21 protein-coding genes are annotated in these 20,972 nt (G+C 65.2%); 4 read left to right on the forward strand and 17 right to left on the reverse strand.

Annotation, left to right across the window (positions count from 1 at the left end; all coding sequences use genetic code 11):
• The first annotated feature begins 5 nt into the window (after window positions 1-5).
• From ACIQCS_RS18710 to ACIQCS_RS18720, 3 genes are read left to right on the forward strand one after another with little or no spacing between them, the layout of a single operon-like run.
• Complete coding sequence (locus ACIQCS_RS18710; RefSeq protein ID WP_070936313.1) at window positions 6-1,274, forward strand: TolC family protein; 1,269 nt, start codon at window positions 6-8, stop codon at window positions 1,272-1,274.
• Window positions 1,271-2,431 (forward strand): efflux RND transporter periplasmic adaptor subunit, encoded by a 1,161-nt coding sequence (locus ACIQCS_RS18715; protein WP_070936315.1) that lies wholly within the window; start codon window positions 1,271-1,273, stop codon window positions 2,429-2,431. The genes ACIQCS_RS18710 and ACIQCS_RS18715 overlap by 4 nt, the downstream gene beginning before the upstream one ends.
• Window positions 2,428-5,661: an efflux RND transporter permease subunit gene (locus ACIQCS_RS18720; protein ID WP_070936317.1), complete on the forward strand. Its 3,234-nt coding sequence runs from the start codon at window positions 2,428-2,430 to the stop codon at window positions 5,659-5,661. The genes ACIQCS_RS18715 and ACIQCS_RS18720 overlap by 4 nt, the downstream gene beginning before the upstream one ends.
• A 231-nt stretch (window positions 5,662-5,892) precedes the next feature.
• Here ACIQCS_RS18720 and ACIQCS_RS18725 read toward each other — a convergent pair whose 3' ends face one another.
• The 12 genes from ACIQCS_RS18725 to ACIQCS_RS18780 all read right to left on the reverse strand — a co-directional run bounded on the left by ACIQCS_RS18725 (window position 5,893) and on the right by ACIQCS_RS18780 (window position 15,806).
• Window positions 5,893-6,132 carry a hypothetical protein gene (locus ACIQCS_RS18725; protein WP_070936319.1) on the reverse strand — a complete coding sequence of 80 codons (240 nt, stop codon included), beginning with the start codon at window positions 6,130-6,132 and terminating at the stop codon, window positions 5,893-5,895.
• A 180-nt stretch (window positions 6,133-6,312) separates the two neighbouring features.
• Window positions 6,313-6,765: a hypothetical protein gene (locus tag ACIQCS_RS18730; protein WP_070936322.1), complete on the reverse strand. Its 453-nt coding sequence runs from the start codon at window positions 6,763-6,765 to the stop codon at window positions 6,313-6,315.
• Between the two features lie 141 nt (window positions 6,766-6,906).
• The gene (locus ACIQCS_RS18735) at window positions 6,907-8,190 is read right to left on the reverse strand and encodes a hypothetical protein (RefSeq protein WP_280280053.1); all 1,284 of its coding nucleotides are present in this window, start codon (window positions 8,188-8,190) and stop codon (window positions 6,907-6,909) included.
• Window positions 8,191-8,210: 20 nt separating this feature from the next.
• A complete protein-coding gene (locus ACIQCS_RS18740) occupies window positions 8,211-8,855 on the reverse strand; it encodes a hypothetical protein (protein ID WP_070936326.1) in 645 nt (214 codons plus the stop codon).
• Window positions 8,856-8,947: 92 nt separating this feature from the next.
• Window positions 8,948-9,706, reverse strand: coding sequence for a PRTRC system ThiF family protein (locus tag ACIQCS_RS18745; protein ID WP_070936328.1), 759 nt, complete (start codon window positions 9,704-9,706; stop codon window positions 8,948-8,950).
• The gene (locus ACIQCS_RS18750) at window positions 9,696-10,355 is read right to left on the reverse strand and encodes a PRTRC system protein A (RefSeq protein WP_070936330.1); all 660 of its coding nucleotides are present in this window, start codon (window positions 10,353-10,355) and stop codon (window positions 9,696-9,698) included. Before ACIQCS_RS18750 ends, ACIQCS_RS18745 begins: the two co-directional genes overlap by 11 nt.
• Window positions 10,352-11,182 (reverse strand): PRTRC system protein B, encoded by an 831-nt coding sequence (locus ACIQCS_RS18755; protein WP_070936332.1) that lies wholly within the window; start codon window positions 11,180-11,182, stop codon window positions 10,352-10,354. The genes ACIQCS_RS18750 and ACIQCS_RS18755 overlap by 4 nt, the downstream gene beginning before the upstream one ends.
• A 10-nt stretch (window positions 11,183-11,192) precedes the next feature.
• Complete coding sequence (locus ACIQCS_RS18760; RefSeq protein ID WP_237241404.1) at window positions 11,193-12,089, reverse strand: hypothetical protein; 897 nt, start codon at window positions 12,087-12,089, stop codon at window positions 11,193-11,195.
• 266 nt (window positions 12,090-12,355) lie between these two features.
• A complete protein-coding gene (locus ACIQCS_RS18765) occupies window positions 12,356-12,562 on the reverse strand; it encodes a PRTRC system protein C (protein WP_030090566.1) in 207 nt (68 codons plus the stop codon).
• A 45-nt stretch (window positions 12,563-12,607) separates the two neighbouring features.
• Complete coding sequence (locus ACIQCS_RS18770) at window positions 12,608-13,042, reverse strand: PRTRC system protein E (protein WP_070936336.1); 435 nt, start codon at window positions 13,040-13,042, stop codon at window positions 12,608-12,610.
• 33 nt (window positions 13,043-13,075) lie between these two features.
• Window positions 13,076-14,695, reverse strand: a complete 1,620-nt coding sequence (locus tag ACIQCS_RS18775; protein ID WP_376765092.1) for a PRTRC system ParB family protein — start codon at window positions 14,693-14,695, stop codon at window positions 13,076-13,078.
• Between the two features lie 97 nt (window positions 14,696-14,792).
• On the reverse strand, window positions 14,793-15,806 hold the full coding sequence (locus tag ACIQCS_RS18780; RefSeq protein ID WP_062787883.1) for a hypothetical protein: 1,014 nt from the start codon (window positions 15,804-15,806) through the stop codon (window positions 14,793-14,795).
• Window positions 15,807-15,893: 87 nt separating this feature from the next.
• On the opposite strand from ACIQCS_RS18780, the gene ACIQCS_RS18785 reads away from it, so the two are divergent.
• Complete coding sequence (locus ACIQCS_RS18785; RefSeq protein ID WP_070936340.1) at window positions 15,894-16,382, forward strand: hypothetical protein; 489 nt, start codon at window positions 15,894-15,896, stop codon at window positions 16,380-16,382.
• A gap of 3 nt (window positions 16,383-16,385) precedes the next feature.
• Here the strand turns inward: ACIQCS_RS18785 and ACIQCS_RS18790 are convergent, their stop codons facing one another.
• From ACIQCS_RS18790 to ACIQCS_RS18810, 5 genes are all read right to left on the reverse strand, one after another.
• On the reverse strand, window positions 16,386-16,886 hold the full coding sequence (locus ACIQCS_RS18790) for a thermonuclease family protein (protein ID WP_369805560.1): 501 nt from the start codon (window positions 16,884-16,886) through the stop codon (window positions 16,386-16,388).
• Complete coding sequence (locus ACIQCS_RS18795; RefSeq protein WP_030090560.1) at window positions 16,886-17,086, reverse strand: hypothetical protein; 201 nt, start codon at window positions 17,084-17,086, stop codon at window positions 16,886-16,888. The genes ACIQCS_RS18790 and ACIQCS_RS18795 overlap by 1 nt, the downstream gene beginning before the upstream one ends.
• A gap of 42 nt (window positions 17,087-17,128) precedes the next feature.
• Window positions 17,129-17,737 (reverse strand): DUF6927 domain-containing protein, encoded by a 609-nt coding sequence (locus ACIQCS_RS18800; protein ID WP_062787886.1) that lies wholly within the window; start codon window positions 17,735-17,737, stop codon window positions 17,129-17,131.
• A 43-nt stretch (window positions 17,738-17,780) separates the two neighbouring features.
• Complete coding sequence (locus tag ACIQCS_RS18805; RefSeq protein ID WP_030090556.1) at window positions 17,781-18,722, reverse strand: ArdC family protein; 942 nt, start codon at window positions 18,720-18,722, stop codon at window positions 17,781-17,783.
• 101 nt (window positions 18,723-18,823) lie between these two features.
• Window positions 18,824-20,929, reverse strand: coding sequence for a ParB/RepB/Spo0J family partition protein (locus ACIQCS_RS18810; protein ID WP_037505400.1), 2,106 nt, complete (start codon window positions 20,927-20,929; stop codon window positions 18,824-18,826).
• Between the last annotated feature and the right edge of the window lie 43 nt (window positions 20,930-20,972).

Below are 20,972 nucleotides of genomic sequence, written 5' to 3' on the forward strand. Positions count from 1 at the left end.
TAATCATGAATGGCGTAAAACGCCGGCTGGCGCGTTGCGCGATGGTCGGCATGACGGTCGTGCTATGGGGCGCGGCCTTGGGAAGGACGGCCTATGCCCAGGAGGCGCCGCCGTTCCCCACATTGCTCAAGCAAAGCGAAGGGGCACCTCGTGCAGCCGCTATCGCCGCCGATGTCGCGCAGGCGGAGGGACTCGCCGAACAAGCGCGCGCAAGGCCCAATCCGAGCGTGAGCGTGCAGGCCGAAAACATTGCCGGCAGTGCACCTTATAGCAGATTCGACGCGGCGGAGACGACGCTTCAGATCAACCAGCCTTTCGAGCTGGGTGGCAAACGTTTTGCCCGCATCGCTGCTGGTGAGGCAGGTGTGGGTGCGGCAAAGGCGCGTGGGCTCAATGCGCGGGTCGCCTATGCCTATGATCTTGCGACCGGCTATGCCGCCGCGGAGATCGCGCAGCGCCGGATCGAGCTTGCCCAGGATGAAGTTGGGAACGCCGAGGCCGACCTGAGAGTCGCCAATGCCCAGGTCGGCGCTGGCAAGGAAGCACGGCTGCGCAGCCTTCAGGCGGAAACCGTTTTGCAGGCGTTGCGGGCCGATCTGGACCTCGCGAGGGCCAACTACACTGGAGCCCTTGCCCGCCTGTCAGCGCTCTCTGGCGTTGCGCAGCCCTATACCGGCGTTTCCGGGTCCGTGCTGGCGCTTTTCGATACGTCTCCGGCGGTCGGTCCTGTCGATCCGGGCCGTTCGACGATCTATCGAACCGCCCTCGCCGAACGGGAGGCGGCAAACCAGCGGCTCGCTTATGAGCGCAAGCGTGCGATACCCGACGTCACCGGCTCGCTCGGCGTCCGGCGGCTCGAACGCGAGGGGGCGAACGCGCTTGTCGTCGGCGTCTCGGTGCCGCTGCCGCTGTTCGACAGCAACCGGGGGAATATCGCCGCTGCGCGCGCCGAAGTAGCCGGCGCCGAGGCACGCGCAGAAGTCGCCCGGACCGAAGCGGAAGCAGAGCTTCGTGGCGCCATCGCGCAGGCAGAGGCATCCGAAGCGCGTGTTAGAGCCGCGCAAGCGTCGCTCGCGACCGCGCAGGAAGGCTATCGCCTTGCCCGCATCGCCTACGAAGGCGGCAAGGCGCCGCTGATCGAACTGCTGACCGCGCGCCGCAACCTTGGGCTGGCCCGAGGCGTCGTGCTCGACGCCCAGGCCGGCCGTTTCACCACTTACGCCATCCTGGCCCGCCTTCAGGGCCGCACCATCACCGGAGACCCGATCCAATGACCTCCGAGAAGAACCGGCTCTATGCCGGAGCCGCTATTGCGCTTGCCATTGCAGCCGGAATCGGATTCGGCATCGCTCGCCTAACCCAACCCGTTCTGCCCGCTCCCGAGGCCGCTTCCGCCAAGGCCGACACACCGAAGGATAGTGTCGTCATCACCGCCGAAGGCATCCGCATCTCGAAGATCGGCATTGCGCCGGCCGCCGCAGGCGGACTGGATGCGGCGATCAGCGCAAGCGCCACCGTTGATTCGACGCCCGACGCCGAAGCGGTGCTGACGGCGCGCGCGGCGGGGACGGTCACGCGCATCTTCAAGCGGATCGGCGATCCGGTGCGTGCCGGAGAAACGATCGCTTTGCTCGAAAGTCGCGACGCCTCGGCAATCGCCGCCGACCGCGGCGCCGCGGCCGCGCGCGTCACGCTCGCAGAGCGACAGCTTGCCCGTGAGAAATCGCTGCTCGATCAAGGCGTGAGCCCGCGCGCCGACTATGAGACCGCGCAGGCTAATCTTGCCGTGGCGCAGGCCGATGCCCGTCGCGCCGCCGCCGCCGCCGGTGCTGCACGGGTGGCGTCTGATGGCCGCTCGGTGGCGGTGGTCAGCCCGATCACCGGGCGCATCACCTCGGCAACCGGAACCCTCGGCACCTTCGTGTCGGCCGAGACGGAGCTGTTCCGCGTCGCCGATCCGACACGCCTGCAAATCGCGGCAAGTCTGCCGCCGGCCGATGCGCCCCGCGTGCGGGCCGGCGATCACGTAGAATTGACCACCACTGACGGGCGCAGGATCGAGGGGCAGGTCCGCTCCGAGACCGGCGTGGTCGATCCGACGACGCGCGCCGCGACCGTCATCATCGTGCCGAGTTCGGGCGGCAGCACGCTTGTCCCTGGCCAGCTCGTCCAGGCGCGTATCTTCGCAAGCGGAGGCGCGGCCAAGGGCGGCGTGAGTGTACCGCAAGATGCCGTGCAGACACTCGGCGACCGCACCGTCGTCTTCGTTCGCACCGCGACCGGCTTCAAGGCCACGAACGTGCAGGTCGGGAGCCGCTCCGGCGGGCTGGTCGCGATCATCTCCGGCCTCGTCGCCGGTATCCCGATCGCGACCTCCAATGCCTTTCTCCTGAAGGCTGAGATCGAGAAGAATGAAGGAGGTGAGGAATGATCGCCGGTATCCTCGCGCTCTCCGTCAGGATGCGATGGCTCGTCGCGTTCCTGACGCTCATCGTAGTCGGCTTCGGTGCCTGGCAGATCACCAAACTGCCGATCGACGCGGTGCCGGACGTCACCAACCGCCAGGTGCAGATCAGCACCTTTGCCCCGACGTTGGGTCCGGTCGACATCGAGAAGCAAGTCACCTTCCCGGTGGAGACGGCACTCGCAGGTATTCCCGGCCTGGAGATGACGCGCTCCTTCTCGCGCAACGGGTTCAGCCAGGTGACGGCGGTTTTCACCGACGACACTAATATCTATTTCGCGCGCCAGCAGGTCACGGAGCGGCTCACTCAGGCCAAGGACAGCTTGCCCGCCGGCATCCAACCCAACCTCGCGCCGCTCAGCACCGGCCTCGGCGAGATTTTCTTCTATTCTGTCGCGTTCCGGCATCCCGACGGCAAGGGCGTCAAGGTCGTGGACGGCAAGCCGGGCTGGCAGTCCGACGGCAGCTATCTCACCCCCGAAGGCGAGCGGCTGACGACCGAATTGGCCAAGGCCGCCTACCTGCGCACCGTGCAGGACTGGATCATCCGGCCGCAAATGCGCAACGTGCAGGGTGTCGCCGGGGTCGATTCCAACGGCGGCTATGTGAAGCAATATCTGATCGAGCCCAATCTGAACGCGCTTGCCAGCTATGGTCTGTCGATCACCGAGCTTGCAGACGCGCTGGAGCGCGCAAACCTGTCGGCGGGCTCCAACTATGTCCGGCGTGCAGGGGAAAGCTTCCTTGTCCGTGCCGATGCACGGCTCAAGTCGATCGAAGACATTCAGGAAGCTGTGGTCGCCACCCGCGCCGGCGTGCCCGTGCGGGTGAAGGATGTCGGCCAGGTCGTGATCGGCGGTGCAGTCCGTACCGGATCGGGCAGCCGTATGGGCTCGGAGGCGGTGATCTCGACCGTGCTGATGCTGGTTGGCCAAAACAGCCGCATTGTCGCAAACAGTGCGGCCGAGAAACTCGACCAGGTCAACAAGGCGCTGCCGCCCGACGTGTTCGCCGAGCCGGTCTATAACCGCTCCAAGCTGGTCAATGCGACCATCGCGACGGTCGAGAAGAATCTGGTCGAAGGCGCGCTGCTCGTCATCGTCGTCTTGTTCCTGCTACTCGGCAATATTCGCGCGGCGCTCATCACCGCCGCGGTGATCCCGATCACCATGCTGATGACGGCAGCGGGCATGAATGGGCTCGGCGTCTCGGGCAATCTGATGAGCCTGGGCGCGCTCGATTTCGGTCTCATTGTCGATGGCGCGGTCATCATCGTCGAGAATGCGCTGCGGCGCCTCGCCCAACGCCAGGAGCATGAGGGGAGGCTGCTGACCCTGCGCGAACGCCTGGGCGAAACGATCGAGGCATCGCAGGAGATGGTGCGGCCGACCGTCTATGGCCAGCTCATCATCTTCCTCGTGTTCGTGCCCTTGCTCACCTTCCAGGGCGTCGAGGGCAAGACCTTCTCGCCGATGGCGATCACGCTGATGGTGGCGCTCGCCAGCGCTTTCGTGCTGTCGCTGACTTTCGTGCCGGCGATGCTCGCAATCCTTATCAAGGGAAAGGTCAGCGAGACCGAAGTGAAAGCAATCCGCTGGTTCAAGGAGAAATATGCACCCATGCTGCGACAAGCAGTCGCCCGACCGCTGCCGTTCATTGCAGGCGGCGTCGGCATCTTTGCGGCGGCGATCCTCTGCTTCGGCCTGCTCGGCGAGGAATTCATGCCGCAGCTCGACGAGAAGGACATCACCGTTACGAACTTCCGCGTGCCCTCGGCCTCGATCGACCAATCGACGCAGATGCAGCTCCAGATCGAAAATGCGCTGAAGTCGCTGCCAGAAGCGGCGCTGGTCTTCTCGAAGAACGGCAATGCCGATCTCGGTACTGACCCGATGCCGCCCAACGCCTCGGACACCTATTTCATCCCCAAGCCGGAGAAGGAATGGCCGGCAGAGGTGAAGTCCAAGGAGGATATCCTGCGCCGCATCGAGGAGAAGATGAAGCCGCTGATCGGCAACCGGACCGAGATCCAGCAGCCGATCCAGATGCGCTTCAACGAGCTGATCGCGGGCGTCCGCGCCGACGTTGCAGTCAAGCTCTACGGCGACGATCTGGATCAGATGAGCCAGCAAGCCCAGCGCATTGCCGGCATCCTCCGCGCGATTCCCGGCGCAGGCGATGTCAGCGTCGAGCAGACGGACGGCGCCCCAACTTTCGACGTAAAGATCGATCGCCAGGCAGCGGGACGCTACGGCCTGTCGGTCGAAGAGGTGGCGAACACCGTCGCCGCAGCACTTGGCGGACGGGAAGCCGGGCTCCTGTTCGAGGGCGACCGGCGTTTCGCCGTAGTCGTTCGGCTGCCCGACGCCCAGCGCGACGATCTGGAAACGCTCGGCGCTATCCCGGTCATGCTGCCGGCGGCCGAGGGACAGGTCGCGCGGTCGATCCCGCTCCGGGAGGTGGCCCGGTTCAGCTACACCCAGGGGCTGAACCAGATAAGCCGCGAGAACGGCAAGCGCATGGTGGTCGTTCAGGTCAATGTGCGCGGGCGCGACCTCGGCGGATTCGTTGAGGAGGCGCAGGCGAAGATCGGCCAACTCCAACTCCCGGCCGGAATGTACACGGCGTGGGGCGGCACATTCGAGAGCCTGCAATCGGCGCGGCTACGACTGCTGATCGTCGTGCCGATCTGCTTCTTGGCGATCTACGCGCTGCTCTACATGGCGCTCGGGGGCCTGGTGCCGGCAGCGATCGTGTTCAGCGCGGTGCCCATGGCGCTGGCGGGCGGCGTGTTCGCGCTACTGCTGCGCGGTATCCCGTTCTCGATCACGGCCGCGGTCGGGTTCATCGCCTTATCCGGCGTGGCGGTGCTCAACGGCCTCGTGATGATGAGCGCGATACGCAAGCGCCGTGAGGATGGTGTGACCGAGGACGAGGCGATCATCGGCGGAGCGATGGAGCGTGTACGTCCCGTACTGATGACCGCGCTGGTGGCCAGCCTCGGGTTCGTGCCGATGGCGCTCGCGACCGGTACTGGCGCCGAGGTCCAGCGGCCACTGGCGACCGTCGTCATTGGCGGGCTGATCACTTCGACCGCGTTGACGCTGCTGGTGTTACCGGCAATCACCGTGTTTGTGGGTCGTCGCTCGCGGCGAAGGCAGGCGGGGCAAGCTATCGCCCCGTCTGCTGCTAGCTGACCACTACCGAACGGCGAGGAAATGATCGAGCAGGCCGGGGCACAAGCTATTAGGATTGGCGTGTCACCAGGCCTGCTCGATCAAGGAGAGCGCCTGCCAACAAGAGGTCGACAGCGGGTAGACCAAAGAGCTGCTGCGGTGCCGCCCAAGGCCGATGCTTGGCGGGATGACATCGGGAGGCGTCGAGCGTGAATGGTCTCAGATCACCACCCCGCCAGCCCCCCTGCTCCGTCAGCGCGCGGGCCCGCCGCGCTGGACGGCCTCGGCGACACCCTGGATTTCGGCGACTGCCATATCGAGCCTTCGCACCGCTTCATCGCGACCGTCGCAGCCCTCGCTCGAGGAGAGCTCGATCATCAGGAAGGTGAAGAGCGTGTCTCCGGCCTCACGGGCGTCGCTCAGGCTTTCGACATGGGCGAAGTCGCTCCCGCCATAGACATCCGCGCAGGCGCGTTGGAACTGGTTCAACATGACGGGGGCTCCTGATCGGGAGTTGCGAAATACGCCCAACAGATCTCGATCCCGGCATCGAGGGTGACACAGTCGGGCCTGCGAAGCCTTCCCCTGCACCGGACACGCCGCCGAGTGGCATGTAAGGTCACCGCGATGGTACGGCGATGCGCGAAGCGAGGATTTCGGCGACGGCCGCCGTCAGGTTGGCGTGGCGGGCGCTGAAACGGATTCGGGTGGCACCGCGGCGATCGTATCGGAGATCGCGGCGTAGAAGGCCGTGAGGAACGGCAGGGTCTGGGCAAGAAGCGCCGCAGGCCATTCAACATCGTTAGGTCGCCGAAAACCGCCTTGCATGTAGAAGGGATGGACCAGCGTCAGCACCGGTTCGGCGGCGTCGGGGAACGAAAGCCCCTCGATTTCCGCCAGGCTACGCGCGATAGCGAGGTCATGCCCAACGGTGCGGCGCATTTGGTCGTCGGTGAAGCCGACAAGGCTAAGCCACGCTTTGAGCGCCAGTTCGATCGAGATGGCGGTCCAGTAGTAGCGGTGCTCGGTGGTCATGGGCGCATAGTCGGCAACTGCTGACTGCAGGAAATGTTGGGCCGCGTCGATCAGGTGACGCGCATAGGCGCGTCCATCGGTGCGGGACATGGTGGTCTCCTGCGATGGGCTGCGGTGCGGGTGTTCGATGACCTCGAAGGCCTAGGCGGCGGGATCGATGACCGTGAGATCGCGGTCCACAGAGCAACGGCGTCCGCGCCAGCGCTGGCTGCGGGTATTTCACCCCAGGGATTAGCGAGCGCCGAATCTCGTCGCCCCGCCGAACAGGCGAAGCGCCCGTGCCATCTCCTCGCGCAGCCGGGCCTTGCTACCGACGACAACCGTGGGATCGAGGAGTTCGCCGTCAGGATCGATGAAGCCATACGCGGGCGCACCGCCCTGCTCGATCGAAACCATATGCCCCCTGTCGGGGCCGGGCCCCTGATAGCGGGCCGTCAGCTCGCCCAGCTTGGCGGTGAGGCCTTTGGTCGCCTTGGACCAACGGATGTGGCCGGCGCCGACATTGCTTCCGGCCTCGCGGCCTCGGTCCATCCAGAGCTTCAGGTGCGCTTTGACCTGCGGCGGCGTGTTGCGCGTGCGCTCACGATTTCGACAGGTCGGCAGGGCTGCCGAATGGGCGTCGAGAACCCGCAAATAGTCGCCATGCAATGCGACAAGAATGTCCTCAACATCGCTGTCCGCCAGGAGGGCGCGAAGGCGGTCTCCCTGCTCGGGACTGGCAATGAGTTCATCGGCGCGAGCCGCCGTCAATTCCTCGGCCTCAGACAATGCCGACGCTGACGAAGCGAAGCCCCTGGCGGCCGTGAGGACGATGGCGCGACCGCCGCAGCGACCGCCCGTCTCCTGAAAGCGCTCGAAGATGTCGCCGCGGCCGAGTGCGGCTGCTGGGTGATCACCGAGGATGATGACCCGCCGTGGCCACGGTGTCGGCCGTGGTCGATCGCTCGGCTTCAACCAATCCGAGGGCAGACATCGTGCCGCGACGAACGGTCGCGACGGCGCGCCTGTTCTTGCCGCGGCAAGATTGGCGCGGCGGGCCGTATCGAAGAGATCATCGACGTCACCGCCACCATCGGCAAACCCGCGATCATAGGCCGAGCGTTCTGCGGTTTTGGACGGTGGACGGTGATTCCAACCAACGTGGGCCGCATACCAGCCATCGGCATAGCGGATCGCCTGATTCCAGTCATAGCCGTAGCGCTCTCTGCCGCGCAGGATCGCCGCATCGCGCTCGTCGCCGCGTACCGAGGCGGCTCGGTCCTCGGTGAAGCTGAAATTGCGTGCCTGGCGCTCGGCCTCGGCAGCTGCGGCGATGGCGTCGTTGACCGGCTTCATCGCGACGACACGTTCGCGGGTACGCGCCATGCGGTCTGCCGCCGTCGATGTTGGCGGCAGGTCGGGATAGTCGCGCCAGGCTTTCGCAATCGCCTCGGCTTGATCCGGTGCGCGGCCTCGGGCAAGCCAGGTGGCGGCCGAGCAGGGATCGAAGGGCGGGATATTCTCGGCACGTGTCATGTGCTCGGCCTCCGTCGACATCAGGCAAAGAGGCGCATGGGCTGTGCGACCGGCGGGGGCAGGCGCAGGTCGCGCTGCAGGCGGGCGGCGAAACGGTCGGGCGCCATGAGGTCGTTGACCGATGCCCAGTGATTGCGATCGCCGCAGTGGTCGTCACGGCCGCGAACGCGGCGATAGAGGACTTCCCGGCCCGGGCCCGAACAGCCGAGCGAGAGCTGCACCCACGCCTCCTCGCCATGGAGCGTGATTTCGCCGGAGACCGCGGGGCCGCCCTTGTTGGAGCGAATGTCGTAGGTCCCGTCGCAGAGGCCGAGGGCGTCGGCCAGGCGCCGCATCGCGGAGCGGCCCTCGGAATGGAAGAGCCGCTTGGCGGCCTCGTCATAGCTGACGCCGCGATAGGCCAGATTTCGCAGCACCGGGGTGCGGCGGATTTCGGCAATCTGGTCCATGCAGGTGCGCCGAAGCTCCAGGCTGGACGGCCGATCCTCGCACACTGCGCTCAGATGGCGGACGAGCAGGATCACGGCAGGATCGGTTTCCGCATCCTTGCCGGCGTTGCGGCAATCCTTGATTGCGGCGCCGATGGCGTGGAGGGTGGTGAAGACCGTGATCAGCGAGCTGGGATCGAGCGCTTGCTGATGGCGCATGGCGACGTCGTAAGTCATGGGGAGGCCCTCCGGTCTTGAGCGAAAATCCGCTCAAACGGCCCTCTCCCCCTCCCCTTTCTCCCGTGGGCGGCCTCGGGGAGCGCTGACTCTCAGGCGGCGATCGGCAGCGGAATGGGAACGCTCTGCCCCGTGGCAATGTTGATGAAGGCCCCCGCATGCCCGATCGATCCTCGACCAATGAGGTCAAAGAGCAGCGCCAGGGCATGGCTCGCCACGACTCTGTTCACGAAGAGCGATTGACGCTCCAGGGCCTCGGCCATCGAGCATGACGGCGCATCGTCATCCGGTAGGGTCTCGTCCGCGATCTCCGGAAAATATTCGAGGACCGTGGGAGGTAGTTGATGGTCGGCCTCGGCCTCGTGGTTCGGGCAGCCGAGAATGAATTGTCCATCGCCCGCGCGATTGCCGAGGTCCATCCAGTAGGTCGGCGGGCTCCGCCCGGCCACCAGTGCTGCTCCTATGGCCCGGCGCGCGGAGGCGGTATCGACGCAGGTGATGAGAATATCAGCGCCGTCGAGCTTGGCGGCCTCGGGCGCCCGTCCGTGTACCGCCGTCCAGGCAAGGCCGTGAGCGAGATTGACCCGCTCGGTCAGGGTCCGGGCCTTGGAGTTGCCGATGTCGCATCGATAGAAGGGCTGTCGGCCGAGATTGGCTTCGCTGACGATGTCATCGTCGACGACGGTCACGTCGAGCGAGCGAGAGGAAATGGCGCGCAGTGCGGTGTCCAGCGAGGCGAGGCCCATCAGCATCTGCGCTCCGTTGCCGCCGCAACCCACGAGCACGACCTTGATCGCCCCGCTGCCAAGGGCCGCGGGCAGATAGTGGCGGGCAGGCGGATCAGAGCTCATGATAGTCTCCAGAAAATGGGCTGCGCGGAAGCGGCAGGAACATCCCGCCGGCGCACAGCCGGGAGGCGATTGTCGGGCCATCCGCGTGACCGAGACGTCCGACCACCATGGAAATCTTGGTCGCGTGTGCGTCGTCGGCGTCGTCGGTTGCGCTGAAGAAGGCGGGAGCATGGCCATGGCTGTGGATGTCACAGACGATATGCCGGTGCGGCGGCTGCACGGGTGGACGGTAGGTGAGGTGCGACGGCGTCGCGTGGTCGATCTGGGGGAGATCGAGCGTGAATTGCCGATCGTTCTCATCCCAGACGATGAACGCCGCGGCCTCGTTCGGCAGAGCGGCCCGAAAGTGCTTGAGGACTTGTGCCAACAGCTCTGCCGGTATCAGTCCGCAGCGCAGATCCGCGCGCCCGGCGCCAATGCTTCCATACGGGAGATAAGCTGGAATAGGCGGTGTGACGGGCAGGTCCAGAGCGAGCCAGGCCCGGCGCAGGATCAAGCAGACACCGTCGCGGCCGACGACGAGGCATTGACCGACACGGGCTTCGCGAACCGCGTCGATGGCAGGGGATTGCCCACTGGGCGGCACCGGATAACATGGCGCGGCCGCCAGGACGGCAGCGGAGGTCGGGTCTTCGGCAAGGGCTATCATCGGCGGGACTTTCCGTAGATCAAGTCACCAAGCGTCATCGGCTCGGCCTTGGTGCCCCCTCGTGGGACGGCTTGACGACGATCGCCAACGAACGCCTTCAGGCGTTTGACCGGGAAGCGTGTCGCGCGGGTCGCCGCGAGATTGTCCCAGAGCCGCACGAGACCGCCCTTTCCCGTGACGGTCAGCTCCTGGCCCGGATTGGGGTGCGTCGACCAGGAGTCAAAAAGCGCACGTTCGAATTCGGGAATGGCCGCCACCTCCAGCGATGTCGGCCTCGGAATGTTGCCCCAACACAGCGAGCCATTGAGGAAGACGTTGAGGATGGGCGAATGAAGCAGGATGGTCTCGGCCGTGGGCCGCTCGCTGCGGCCAAGGGCATAGACACCAAGCCTACGCCGAGTGGCGACAAGGACGTGCGCGGGATATGCGACCGGGACAACGGTACGGCCAGCAAGCGCACGAAGGCCCGCCGGCGGGGTCGACAGGTTGAAATATGCTGGCCGCACCTGCGCGGGCACCCACCAGACGAGCAGATCGGGATGCGCAACGAGCACCGTCTCGGGGAGAATTTGGGGCGCGGCGACGCGGCCGAGCGCCTGCGACCAATGCCGCAAATGTGCTCGTGTCAAAGGCGTCCCGGCGGCGATAGTCGGTGCGCCGGCGGCGTCATGGTCGATCTGGTGGATGCTGGCGAAAGCGTCGGCATCCTCGTCGGGGGTAAGATGGGAACCGAGGCCGCGGGCCCCGTTGCTTCTGTAAAGCAGGATGGCGTTGGTCAGCACCAATCCGCCGGCAGTTCGCTCGAACTGCACGCAATGGTCGGTCATGTCGGCCTCGCTATTCGGGGGGATAGAGTTCGATTAGGTGTCTGGCAGCGCGCAGAAGCCGGGCGCCAACCGCGAGCGAGGCAAGCCATGCATCGATTGCTGCGATTTGTGTCATCGGGCAGAGACCCGTCACGTCCATGAAGCCATACTCCATGCCGTGGCGCCCGACATCGTCGACCTCGACCGCGAACTGCTCGACGGGAACGAGGGTCAGCGGCGGCAGTGGCGAGCATTCCTCGATGCCGGGGACATATTCGTAGAGAACGTCCATCTCTACGCGCCAGGCATGATGCTCGTCGGGCAGATCGGTGAGTGCCGCGTGAGCATCGCGTAATTCGCGCAAGGCCCGGCGAAGGACAATCGGTAGCTTCGACTGAGGCGCCGCCTTTGCTGCGAACATCCATTCCGGCCGCTTGGCATTCATGGCGGACGGCATGATTTGGGCGTCGATTTCGCTGGGATCAGCCCCGTGGTAGGCGATCAGGGCTTCGCGGGCGGCCCCATCTTCGGTCTCGCCATCCCAATAGTACATCGAGATATTGTCGAAGAGATCGTCATAGCAGAACACCGGGAGAGCGCTTCCGAGCGTGCGCTCGAGCGCCCGGTAGGCCGCCGCGCGCCACGGGATCGGCCGATTGCTGTCCTCGATCCATCCAAGATCCAACTGTCCGACGCTATCGCAGACGATGGCGATCGCCGGCGCGCCGCAGGATTCCCCGTTGAGGAGGACGACGCGCAAGTCCGCGATCGTACAGCTTCGCAGGATGTCCAGGACCTTCGCCGTGAAGACCTGCTCGATGCGCCGCCGTGCCTCGGGGCGCGTCAGACGCGCTGTCGCCCCCTCCTTCGACACCACCCAGCTGCCCACCAGCTTGTGATGGGCTACGAGCGAGCGATCGAAGATCACGGGAATATCGGGCGAGAAGCGGACGGACCGTCCGGCGAGGTCAGCCGAGCGGTGGGAGGGGCAGGCCGATGGGTGGAGCGATGGGATCGGCGGGACCGTCCTCTTGCGTGCCCGCGCAAAGGACGATCTGCGCATGGAGGGCTTGGGCCTGTTTGCTGCAGGTTGGCCGGGAAAGTCCGGAAGTGTCGCCATGGTCGTTCTCGATCCATTCGAGGAGCGTGTTGCGCGGTGCTGCGGGGATGGCCGCTGTTCGCGGGCGTGCCACCTCAGCCCTTCGTGCCGACCGCGCGGCGATATTCGGTGACATGGACACCGCCGGTAACCCCGGCATCCACCAGGTCGGCATTGAGGATCGCCGGGTAGAGGGTGGCGTGATAGGCGCGCAGCCCTTGCGGGTCGTTGGCAAGGTGCGGCGGCTGCGGGAGGTCGATACCGTCATAGCGGTAGACCCGGGCAAGGTGATCGATCTGCATCGTAATGTCCTCGTTGGAATGGCAAAGGGGCGCCGGTTCATCCCGTCACCAAAGACTGGCGGGTTCCTCCGATTTGGCATCGGCCGGAAGGGCGCCCGGTGCTGGCGCAGCCGGCGCGATGGTCGTGGGGCCTGCCGACTTGGGAGGCGTCGATGCCGCCTTTGCCTTCGCCGCCTCGGCGGACGCTGCGCGGGCGGCCTCGGCCGCGCCCCGCTGGGTGGCGATCTGGTCAGCGAGCGTCTTGCGCGCGGCAATCAGTCCGCCAAGGGCGCCGTCGGCACCCTTCGAGAGCTCGGCATCGATCTCAGCGGCCGTCGCTGTGATCGAGATCGGACGCAGCTCGCCGGCCTCGGCCTTGTGCGTTTTCCCCTCGGCGATGCGGGGAATGATGATGAGGGTGACAACATCGTCAGCGCCGGCGACGAGATCGAAGGCGAGCGAATAGCTGCCCAGCAAGGGCAATAGGCTTGAGATCAGCATGTTGGTGGTTCCTTGATTGGAAGGCTGGTGGGGTCAGGCGGCCAGGTCGGCGACCACCTCCTCGGTCTCAGCGGGCGGAAGAAACTGGGGCGGCGAATAGCGGCCATTGAGGGCCATCGCGCTCGGCACCCGGTCGGCCCAGTCGAAGCCAACCGCATTCAACATGCCGGAGATGAGGTCGGCCTTCTTGGCGCCAAGCAGTTTGGCGAAGGCTTTCTCGCCCATATGCGCCACCAGGCCGCATTCGCCGGCGATGAATTTGAGCTCGTCCTTCGTGTAGCGTTCGAGGAATGAGCGATCGACCTGCCAGACCGTCCGAATGTCGATGCCGAAGGCGCTGGCAAGATCGGCGACATGCGTAAACGACTGGACGTCCCGGGCATAGGCGGCCCCGATCGCGGCGAGCACCGTCGTGGCTTGTCCCTCCGACAGCTCACGGATCTCTGCGATCTTGTCCTTGAAACCGCGATCGGGGAACGCGGCGTCGACCAGCAGCGCGGCGCGCGAGGTCAAAGTGCCTGCCTTGATGTGCGACAGTGTGCCGGTCAGCGCCGCCACGAGGATCGCCGCCTGCGCAGCCGATGGATCGTCAGCCAGCCCGCGCGCGAGTGCCGTCCGCCAGGTCGCCTCTCGCAGGTCGGCGGTGCGACCCGCGATGGACTTTGCGGTGATGCTCGGCCCGGTGCTGGTGGAAACCTTGCGCACGACGGTCCCGCGGCCGGCCAGAGGTGCCACGGGCGCGGCGTCATCGATCAGGCTGCCAGTTTCTCCGCCATCCTCGATTTCGTCGCCATCGTCGGCAAGATCGGCCTCGTCGCCATCATTGGACCCGATTGCTGCGGCGGCATCCTCGGCCTCGGCGGCCGCCTCCGCTTCACGGCGCGCGGCTTCGACGACTTCGGTCTTGAGCTGGAAGCAGGTGGCATTGGTGCAGTGACCATCGTCGACATGGGTGTCGAACAAGGCGCGCTGCGTCCCCGAATTGAACGGACAAGTCATGCATTCCGTCTTGTCGAAGAGGGCGTCGGCCAGACGCTGGGTGACACGCATCAGGAGGTCGCGGGTCTTGGCGATATCAAGGCTAGCCGCGATGATCGTCTCGAGCGCCTTGTCCTGCTTGTCGGCGGGAACGGCGGCCAGCAGCTCGGCGTGTCCGACCTTGATGCGGCGCTCGTCGAGCGCGGTTTTGACGGTGTCGGAAAGGTCGGCGAGCGCGAGGCGGCGATCGAGCTTCGCCCGAGACCAGCCAAGCCGCCGGGCAGCCTCGGCGCGGTCGCCTTGACACGCCGCGAGGTAGCGAACGGCCGCGTCTGCCTGCTCAGTCTCCGAGGGGTCATCTCGATCGTCGTTTTCGGCAATAGCGGCATCGAGCGCCTCCTGATCCGTCATCTCCCGGATCAGGACCGGCACCTCCCCGTCTTCGCCGAAGGCTTCCATGGCGGCTCGGAAGCGGCGCCCACCGGCGACGATCGTGAAATGCTCCGGCAGGTCGGCAGCGGGCCGAACCAGCATCGGCTGCAGCATGCCTCGCAAACGCAGGGAGGCGACGAGTTCGTCATGCTTCTTCCGGTCGAAATAGCGGCGCGGATTATAGCCCACGGCAATCCGGGCGAGCGGGACCATGGCGGTTCCGACAGGGTGCGATGCGGTCAAGGCGGTTCTCCTAGTGAGAATGGCGGTGCACGCGCTTGCTCGCGACGCGCACCCTTTCGGTGAGCCTGATGCTCACCCTTCCACTCCCCCTCCCCTTTCACCGCTCCGCCGTCTGGTCATGGAAGATGTCGGCCGCCCATTGCTCGAGCCACGGCTCGAACATCTCATCATGATCAAGATCGCCGGACTCGATGAGATCGCGGATTTCGGTACGGGCCTGCGCGATTGCGGCCTCCCAGGGATCGATCGGCGGAGGATCTGCGTCAGCAGGCCGTTGCTGCGGAAGGCGGCGCGGCCGCTCGGTTAGTCGGTGGTACTGACCGGCGAGCCATTGCTCCATGTAATCGGCCACGACGCGATCGGTCTTGGAGATCCCCGCCTTCAGGGCTGCCCGACGCGCACCGACGCCATAGGCCTGGCTGTCGATCGACGCGACCCGGTGTGCGAAAGGCAGAAGGAAGGGCAGTGCCGTGCCCTTGACGCCGAATGCGTGGAGCAGAACACCGGCCGGAAGAATCTGATCGAGATGGTCGATGACCGCGATCAGGCCTTCCGGTCCGTGAATATCGCGCCGGCACATGCTTCCGACACCGATCAATGCGCCGGGGCGGAGCGAACCCCAGAGCGCATCGACACAGCGCTCATAGTCGGATGGTCGCCGGCCCTGGATCACAGGCATCAGTCTGTCGGCTATTCCGGCATCCTCGCCCAGGATGCGGCAGTCGCGATTGGCGCGGATGGTGCGCGACAGGCGGTCGAAGACTTCGTCGCGATCTCGCGCGATCTCAGCCTCGACGCAGTAATCGGCACTTGCCCACCATTGGAATGGATAGGCCGCCGCGAGCGATACATAGTCCGACAGGGACCACGGGAAGCCACCATAGCGCGCAGTCGCGACGAAGCCTGCGGAGTCCAGGCAGAGGCCGGACAAACCCCGTGCATTCTGGAGTTGCCCCAGGCGCCATCCGGTCCATTCCCGCCAGCCGCGCTTTTCGGACCAACGTGAAAGCGCGTTCGCCGAGATGAGCGCGGTCCGGCCAAGCGCGCGTGCCCGCTGAAGGATCGGCCCATCGTTCAGGTGCGGAAGGCCGACGATGACGTTGATGGGCATGATGCGCGCTCCGCTCGCAACGGAAGCACGCGGACAATTGACGGTCGCGCATGTTCACGTTACGTTCTAATGAGTAGGAGATTTGCCATGACGACGCCCAGCATCCGACACCTGTTCGATCTCGACATAACGCTGCGGGATGCGGCGCTGGATATGGAGAACCGGCCGACCCGTCGGATGATCGCCAATGCGGCGATCGGCATGCATGTCGAGGACGCCTACTATTCGGTGCGGGAGCTGCGCGAGGCGGTAAGCTGGGTGCATGAAGGGGTTTCGGCGGGCAAGCTGAAGCTGGCGGAGATCCTGGGCAATGATGGTGCCGACGATTTTCAGCGCTGCATCTATTTCTGCCTCGCCGGCCGCGGCGTGGTGTCGATGCTCGACGATCTTGAATGGCTGGAGGATCTGCTGGAGCGGCGCGGGCGCATCGCAGGCGAACAGAAGCGCCTGAAGGAGACGGTGATGCCGCTCGTGAACCCCTATGTGGCCGACGCGCCCGATGGGCCGTTGGTCAGGATGGACGGAAATTTCGAGCAGGGACCATCTTGGTGGGCCGACCCGACTTTGTCGGCCTGACCATCAGCGCTCGCAGCTCAGGCGGTTCCCGTGCCGCCAGCGCGACGGTTCGATCCAGTCTCCGGCAAAGGCCCCTGCCCTTTGCCTCCTGGCCGAAGCGAAGGCCGCATTATATGCGCGCAGGCGAGCGGGATCGTCTCTGAGATAACTCGCCTGCGGGGTCGCGAGACCCGCGCGGATAAGACGCTCTCCCAAATCCGCGCCGTCGACTGTAACGACCGCAACGGGGCGGCCATAAGAAGACGAAGACACGAGCCGGATCGTCGCGGCCTTGGAGCGCAGGGCGTTCGCGGCGAAATCCTGTGCGGCCTTCCCACACTGCCAACATCCCGAGGCGCGCCGACAGAGCTGCCCGCGCTCGAATGCGTCGACCCCAAGCAACCGGAAATCGACGGCCACGGTATCGCCATCGAGCGCCCGCGCCTTCGCGTCGAAACTCTGAGACCATGAGGGCGATGTGAGAGCGGCTCCGCCCGCGAGGATGATGGCCGCCGCGATCCGGATCAAAATGTCATCTCCACCTCGACATGATCATCGGCCGCCGGCGTCGTGCAGACCCGGAATGGTTGCAGCGGATCGCCAGTGCGGACGATCGACAGCCTACCCGGCCGCTCGTCGAATAGGCGACCTGCGACGCGATTGGCGTTCTCGCGGCTGCAAAGCTGCAGACGCTTGGGCGACAATTCAAGACACGCGGCAAACATGATGGCTTCTCCCTGCTGCGGGAATGATACTGGCTGACGCACTCATGCAAAGATCGTCTTGTGAACCTTAGTGACCGGCAGGATCGTCCAGTCGCGCTCCATGAACCGGCTGATCGCATAGCCGCAGCGAGTCGCGGGATCGCGGAAACTCAGGCGGCGGCCGCGCTTCACGACGATAAATTCGTCACCCACATGACCATCGGAGAAGGTCAGCGCCTGGGCCAGTTTGATCCGGTCGCCGTCCTCGATCTTGCGCGATCGGCGGGCCAGGTTGGCACGGCACCGCGCGCGCCAGTCGAGGGCGTGCTCCCGGTCGGTCGGGGTCAGAAGGTCGAGAATGTGGCGGGGACAGCTATCCTCATAGGGGCCGACAGATTCGTCCATATCCTTGTAGCCGAAATGCTCGCCGGACTTGCTTTTGGGATTCCACATCACCTTGCAGACGATCGCGAAAACCTCCTTGCCGACGCCGTCGATCATCACCTGAGCCGCAGCATAATAGGTGCGATTCTGGGGGCAGGATGAGGCGAGCACCTTCAGTCCCTTGATCGTCCCGTCCGCCTCGCGGCTATAGGTGAATTGCGCGTCCAGATAATCCTTGGCGGTCTTGTGTCCGCCCATGTGGAAACGGGACATGGTGAGCCAGCCCATCGGTATCTCCTGTGATGTCGGGGAAAATTCGGATTAGCGGCGGTCAGGCCGCCTCGAGGATCTGCCTGACCCCCTCGGCCGATGACGCCGTGTCGTCGCTGTCGCCAAACGCCAGAAGGTAGTTGAAGGCCTGCTCAGCTTTCGAGGCGGCGTGAATGATTGCGGTCTTGTCCGCGCGCAAAATGCCGAGCCAGTGGGCGACGTAGCTCGCATGATTGTCGTGCAGTTCGTTCGGCAGATCCAAATGCGCGCAAATCAGGCCGCTTCCGATCTCAGCCACAAGCTCCTCGAAACTATAAGCTTTGTCGCCGAACCGCTTGCCGAAGGTCCGGGCAAGGCGCGAGCTGCCGCCTGACCAATGAACGGTCTCGTGTGCCCTCACCGAGGCGTAATGATCCATCGTTGTGAATGACCGCCGGTGCGGCATCTGGATGAAATCAAATGTCGGGTGGAAGAAGGCGCGATCGCCGCCATGTCGAACATCTGCCGGCACATGATCGAAGAACTCGTCGATGGCAGCTTGCCGCGCAGATGGATCGATCGGCGCAGGGGTCGCGTCGTCCGGATAGAAATAGGCGGGCAGCCCATCGATCTGATCGGCGTTGAACACGAGATAATGGCGAAGGAAACGAATGCTGCGTTCGCTCTCGGCACCGGTCACCCGGTCCGACTCGGTCTTTTTGAAGCTCGAATAATAGACCGAGAGCGAGCCGTGCTCCCCCCGGCGAACATGGCCGCCGAGCGCTTCGGCCTGGCGATACGTCATCCAGTAGCGCGAGCGATAGCCGTTCGCGTCTGCGATCGCCCAAAGATAGACCGTGTTGATCCCGGTATAGGGCGTGCCGCAGTGTCGGAGCGGACGGCCACCGGCGCCGGCAACCCGCCAGGGCCGAGTCCAGGGCGGGACGCCTTCTTCCAGCTTTCTGATGATGAGGTTGGTGATTTCGGCCGCGACGTCGCGGCTCGGACGGGCTTTCGCAGGCATGGCTGATGCTCCAGCGGGATGACGATGGGGTTCGGGAGAGGCAAGCGTGCGGGAGGGGACGATCGCGCAAGTGGCGCCGACCGCCCCCCTGTCCTGCTGGGTCAGGCTTCGACCGGCTCGATCACCGTATCGTCCGCGACCGAAGCGCCTTCCGCCATGTGATCATCCGACAACGCAGAGCGATCCGGCTCGCCACCGAGACGATCGGTCGGGCACGGGGCCGCAGCACCAAAGCGCATCGCGTCCGGCACCCATGCGAGCACAGCGTCCTTCGTCTCGGGCTCGACAATGGCCGCCCCGGCGAAGAGTTTTTCACAGCTCTCCGAGATCTCCGCCTTCTTCAGGGTGGCGTGCCGAGCCGTCAGCGCGCCGCCGCCGACGTCATGAAGCAGGCTCAAAATGCTGCCCTTGTTGACCCGATCGAAGAAGTTTTCCGCGGTCGGACGCCACCAGCTCGCAACGTCGATCTCGAGGATCGAGGCCAATCGATTGTGGATCGCGACCTGGCCGCTGGCCCCGCGCGGCTTGGCCTCGATCGACATGGCAACGATATAGGCCAGCCACTGCGCCTTGCTGTCGTCATCGAGCGCGCGAAACCCTTCGAACCGATCGATTTCGTGATCGTGGTCGCACCATCCGGCATCAAGGCCATCATGCGCTTCGGCCAGGTAGGACCGGGCGCGTGAGCCGGGCAAATCCGCCGTGACGGGATCCTGCGGGGCATCAGCGCAGATGGTGGTGCCATATTGAACGATCTCGTCGGCAGAACCGCCGCCGGCGAAAACCCGGGCGTCGATCATGACGAACAGCGCGTAATCGAGCGCGAGCGCCGGCTGAGCGAGCAGACAGGATGCGAGAATATCGCGGCGTTGTATGGCAAGCTCGTCGTAGAGCCGATTGCTGAGCGGCTTGCCGCCAGGTGCCACAGCTTCGGGTCGGCGAGCTGGCTCGGGCGAATCCTTCACGCCGACGCGAAACCTGCCCGCCCCGCCCTCGTCGGGTTCGCCGGGATTTCCGCCGCCCGCATCATCGATCGCGTCGGGTTCTTCGACGATGAGCTCCTGCTCGCTATAAAATTGGGTGTCGAGACGCATCTCGCCCTGCGGCGTCAGAAGCAGAAACGCGCCGACATGCGGCCGCAGCTCATCTGGCAGCACGGGCGCGCGATGCTCGATCGCCTCGGCCTCGGCGATCAGTCGGTCATCCTCCTGGTCCAGGGCCTTGTAGGCATCGGGCGAGATGGATTCGTCCTGCATTTCGGCCTCGAGCTCGGCGCGGCGCGCCTCGATCTCGCCAAGGCGGGCGGATTGCTCCTCGGTGAGCGCGGGCGGCTGCAGGATGGCACGGTAGAGGCCGTGGGCGGCGTTGTGGGCGTAGTTGCTGGCGATCGGCCTGATCCAGGCAAGGCCCGTCTCCTCACCGATGCGTCTCGCTTCGGCCTCCATGATGTCGCCGGCGAGACGGTGCGCGATCTCGGGATTGTTCCAGCGGTCGTTGCCGTCGGTGAAGAGGTCGCCATCGACCTTGCCGCCTGCCGCGCGATACCGCTCCTCGCCGACCAGAATCGCGATCGGATCGCTGGCCTTGAGCGTCTCATTGGCGATGACGCGGCGGATGGTGTCGGCCGTTACGTGGCCATTCTGGTAGCTGTTCCAGACCAGAAGCTGCTTGTCGTGGCTTTCGGTCGACGCATAGGCTTTGGCGATGTCGAGCGTGATCTCGCTTTTGCTCAAGGCGTCGAAGATCGGCGCTGCCAGCGAGGCGAGGCGCAGGCGCCCCTCGACGAAGCGACGTGTCACGCCGAAACGCTTTGCGACAGCATCGAGATCGCCGGTCGAGCCGATGAAGTGCTGAAAGGCGCGGCATTCCTCGGCGGGGGTCATCTTGAGCTGATGGAAGTTGGTCGCCGTGGACGTTTCGGACAATTCGGCATCGTCGCCGGTAAGGATCATGACGGGGACATCGAAATCGGCTTCCGAGATCGTACCGCGCTCGGCGAGCAGGCGAAGCGCGCGCCAACGGCGTCCGCCATCGAAGACCTCGAAGGTGCCGCGCGGCTTTTTGGCGGGCGTGACGAGCAGATTCTGAAGGACGCCCTTGGCCTCGATACTGGCGGCCATGGGTTCAATCTGAAGCTGTTCGTCCGGTGCGGTACGGACGTTGATCGGCGAGAGCCGCAGCTTGGCGAGTTTGATGGTCTGGATCACCGGGGTCACTCCTCTTGGCGTCCGGCAATTCCCGGACACCACC

The sequence above is a fragment of the Sphingomonas sp. NPDC092440 genome (genome assembly GCF_044754985.1).
Lineage (GTDB): Bacteria > Pseudomonadota > Alphaproteobacteria > Sphingomonadales > Sphingomonadaceae > Sphingomonas.

What these genes read in the sequence shown, in the direction of transcription:
- ACIQCS_RS18710 (WP_070936313.1), top strand. Translation starts at nt 6, where the DNA reads ATGAATGGCGTAAAACGCCGGCTGGCGCGTTGCGCGATGGTCGGCATG.
- ACIQCS_RS18715 (WP_070936315.1), top strand. Translation starts at nt 1,271, where the DNA reads ATGACCTCCGAGAAGAACCGGCTCTATGCCGGAGCCGCTATTGCGCTT.
- ACIQCS_RS18720 (WP_070936317.1), top strand. Translation starts at nt 2,428, where the DNA reads ATGATCGCCGGTATCCTCGCGCTCTCCGTCAGGATGCGATGGCTCGTC.
- ACIQCS_RS18725 (WP_070936319.1), bottom strand. Translation starts at nt 6,132, where the DNA reads ATGTTGAACCAGTTCCAACGCGCCTGCGCGGATGTCTATGGCGGGAGC.
- ACIQCS_RS18730 (WP_070936322.1), bottom strand. Translation starts at nt 6,765, where the DNA reads ATGTCCCGCACCGATGGACGCGCCTATGCGCGTCACCTGATCGACGCG.
- ACIQCS_RS18735 (WP_280280053.1), bottom strand. Translation starts at nt 8,190, where the DNA reads ATGACACGTGCCGAGAATATCCCGCCCTTCGATCCCTGCTCGGCCGCC.
- ACIQCS_RS18740 (WP_070936326.1), bottom strand. Translation starts at nt 8,855, where the DNA reads ATGACTTACGACGTCGCCATGCGCCATCAGCAAGCGCTCGATCCCAGC.
- ACIQCS_RS18745 (WP_070936328.1), bottom strand. Translation starts at nt 9,706, where the DNA reads ATGAGCTCTGATCCGCCTGCCCGCCACTATCTGCCCGCGGCCCTTGGC.
- ACIQCS_RS18750 (WP_070936330.1), bottom strand. Translation starts at nt 10,355, where the DNA reads ATGATAGCCCTTGCCGAAGACCCGACCTCCGCTGCCGTCCTGGCGGCC.
- ACIQCS_RS18755 (WP_070936332.1), bottom strand. Translation starts at nt 11,182, where the DNA reads ATGACCGACCATTGCGTGCAGTTCGAGCGAACTGCCGGCGGATTGGTG.
- ACIQCS_RS18765 (WP_030090566.1), bottom strand. Translation starts at nt 12,562, where the DNA reads ATGCAGATCGATCACCTTGCCCGGGTCTACCGCTATGACGGTATCGAC.
- ACIQCS_RS18770 (WP_070936336.1), bottom strand. Translation starts at nt 13,042, where the DNA reads ATGCTGATCTCAAGCCTATTGCCCTTGCTGGGCAGCTATTCGCTCGCC.
- ACIQCS_RS18780 (WP_062787883.1), bottom strand. Translation starts at nt 15,806, where the DNA reads ATGCCCATCAACGTCATCGTCGGCCTTCCGCACCTGAACGATGGGCCG.
- ACIQCS_RS18785 (WP_070936340.1), top strand. Translation starts at nt 15,894, where the DNA reads ATGACGACGCCCAGCATCCGACACCTGTTCGATCTCGACATAACGCTG.
- ACIQCS_RS18795 (WP_030090560.1), bottom strand. Translation starts at nt 17,086, where the DNA reads ATGTTTGCCGCGTGTCTTGAATTGTCGCCCAAGCGTCTGCAGCTTTGC.
- ACIQCS_RS18800 (WP_062787886.1), bottom strand. Translation starts at nt 17,737, where the DNA reads ATGGGCTGGCTCACCATGTCCCGTTTCCACATGGGCGGACACAAGACC.
- ACIQCS_RS18805 (WP_030090556.1), bottom strand. Translation starts at nt 18,722, where the DNA reads ATGCCTGCGAAAGCCCGTCCGAGCCGCGACGTCGCGGCCGAAATCACC.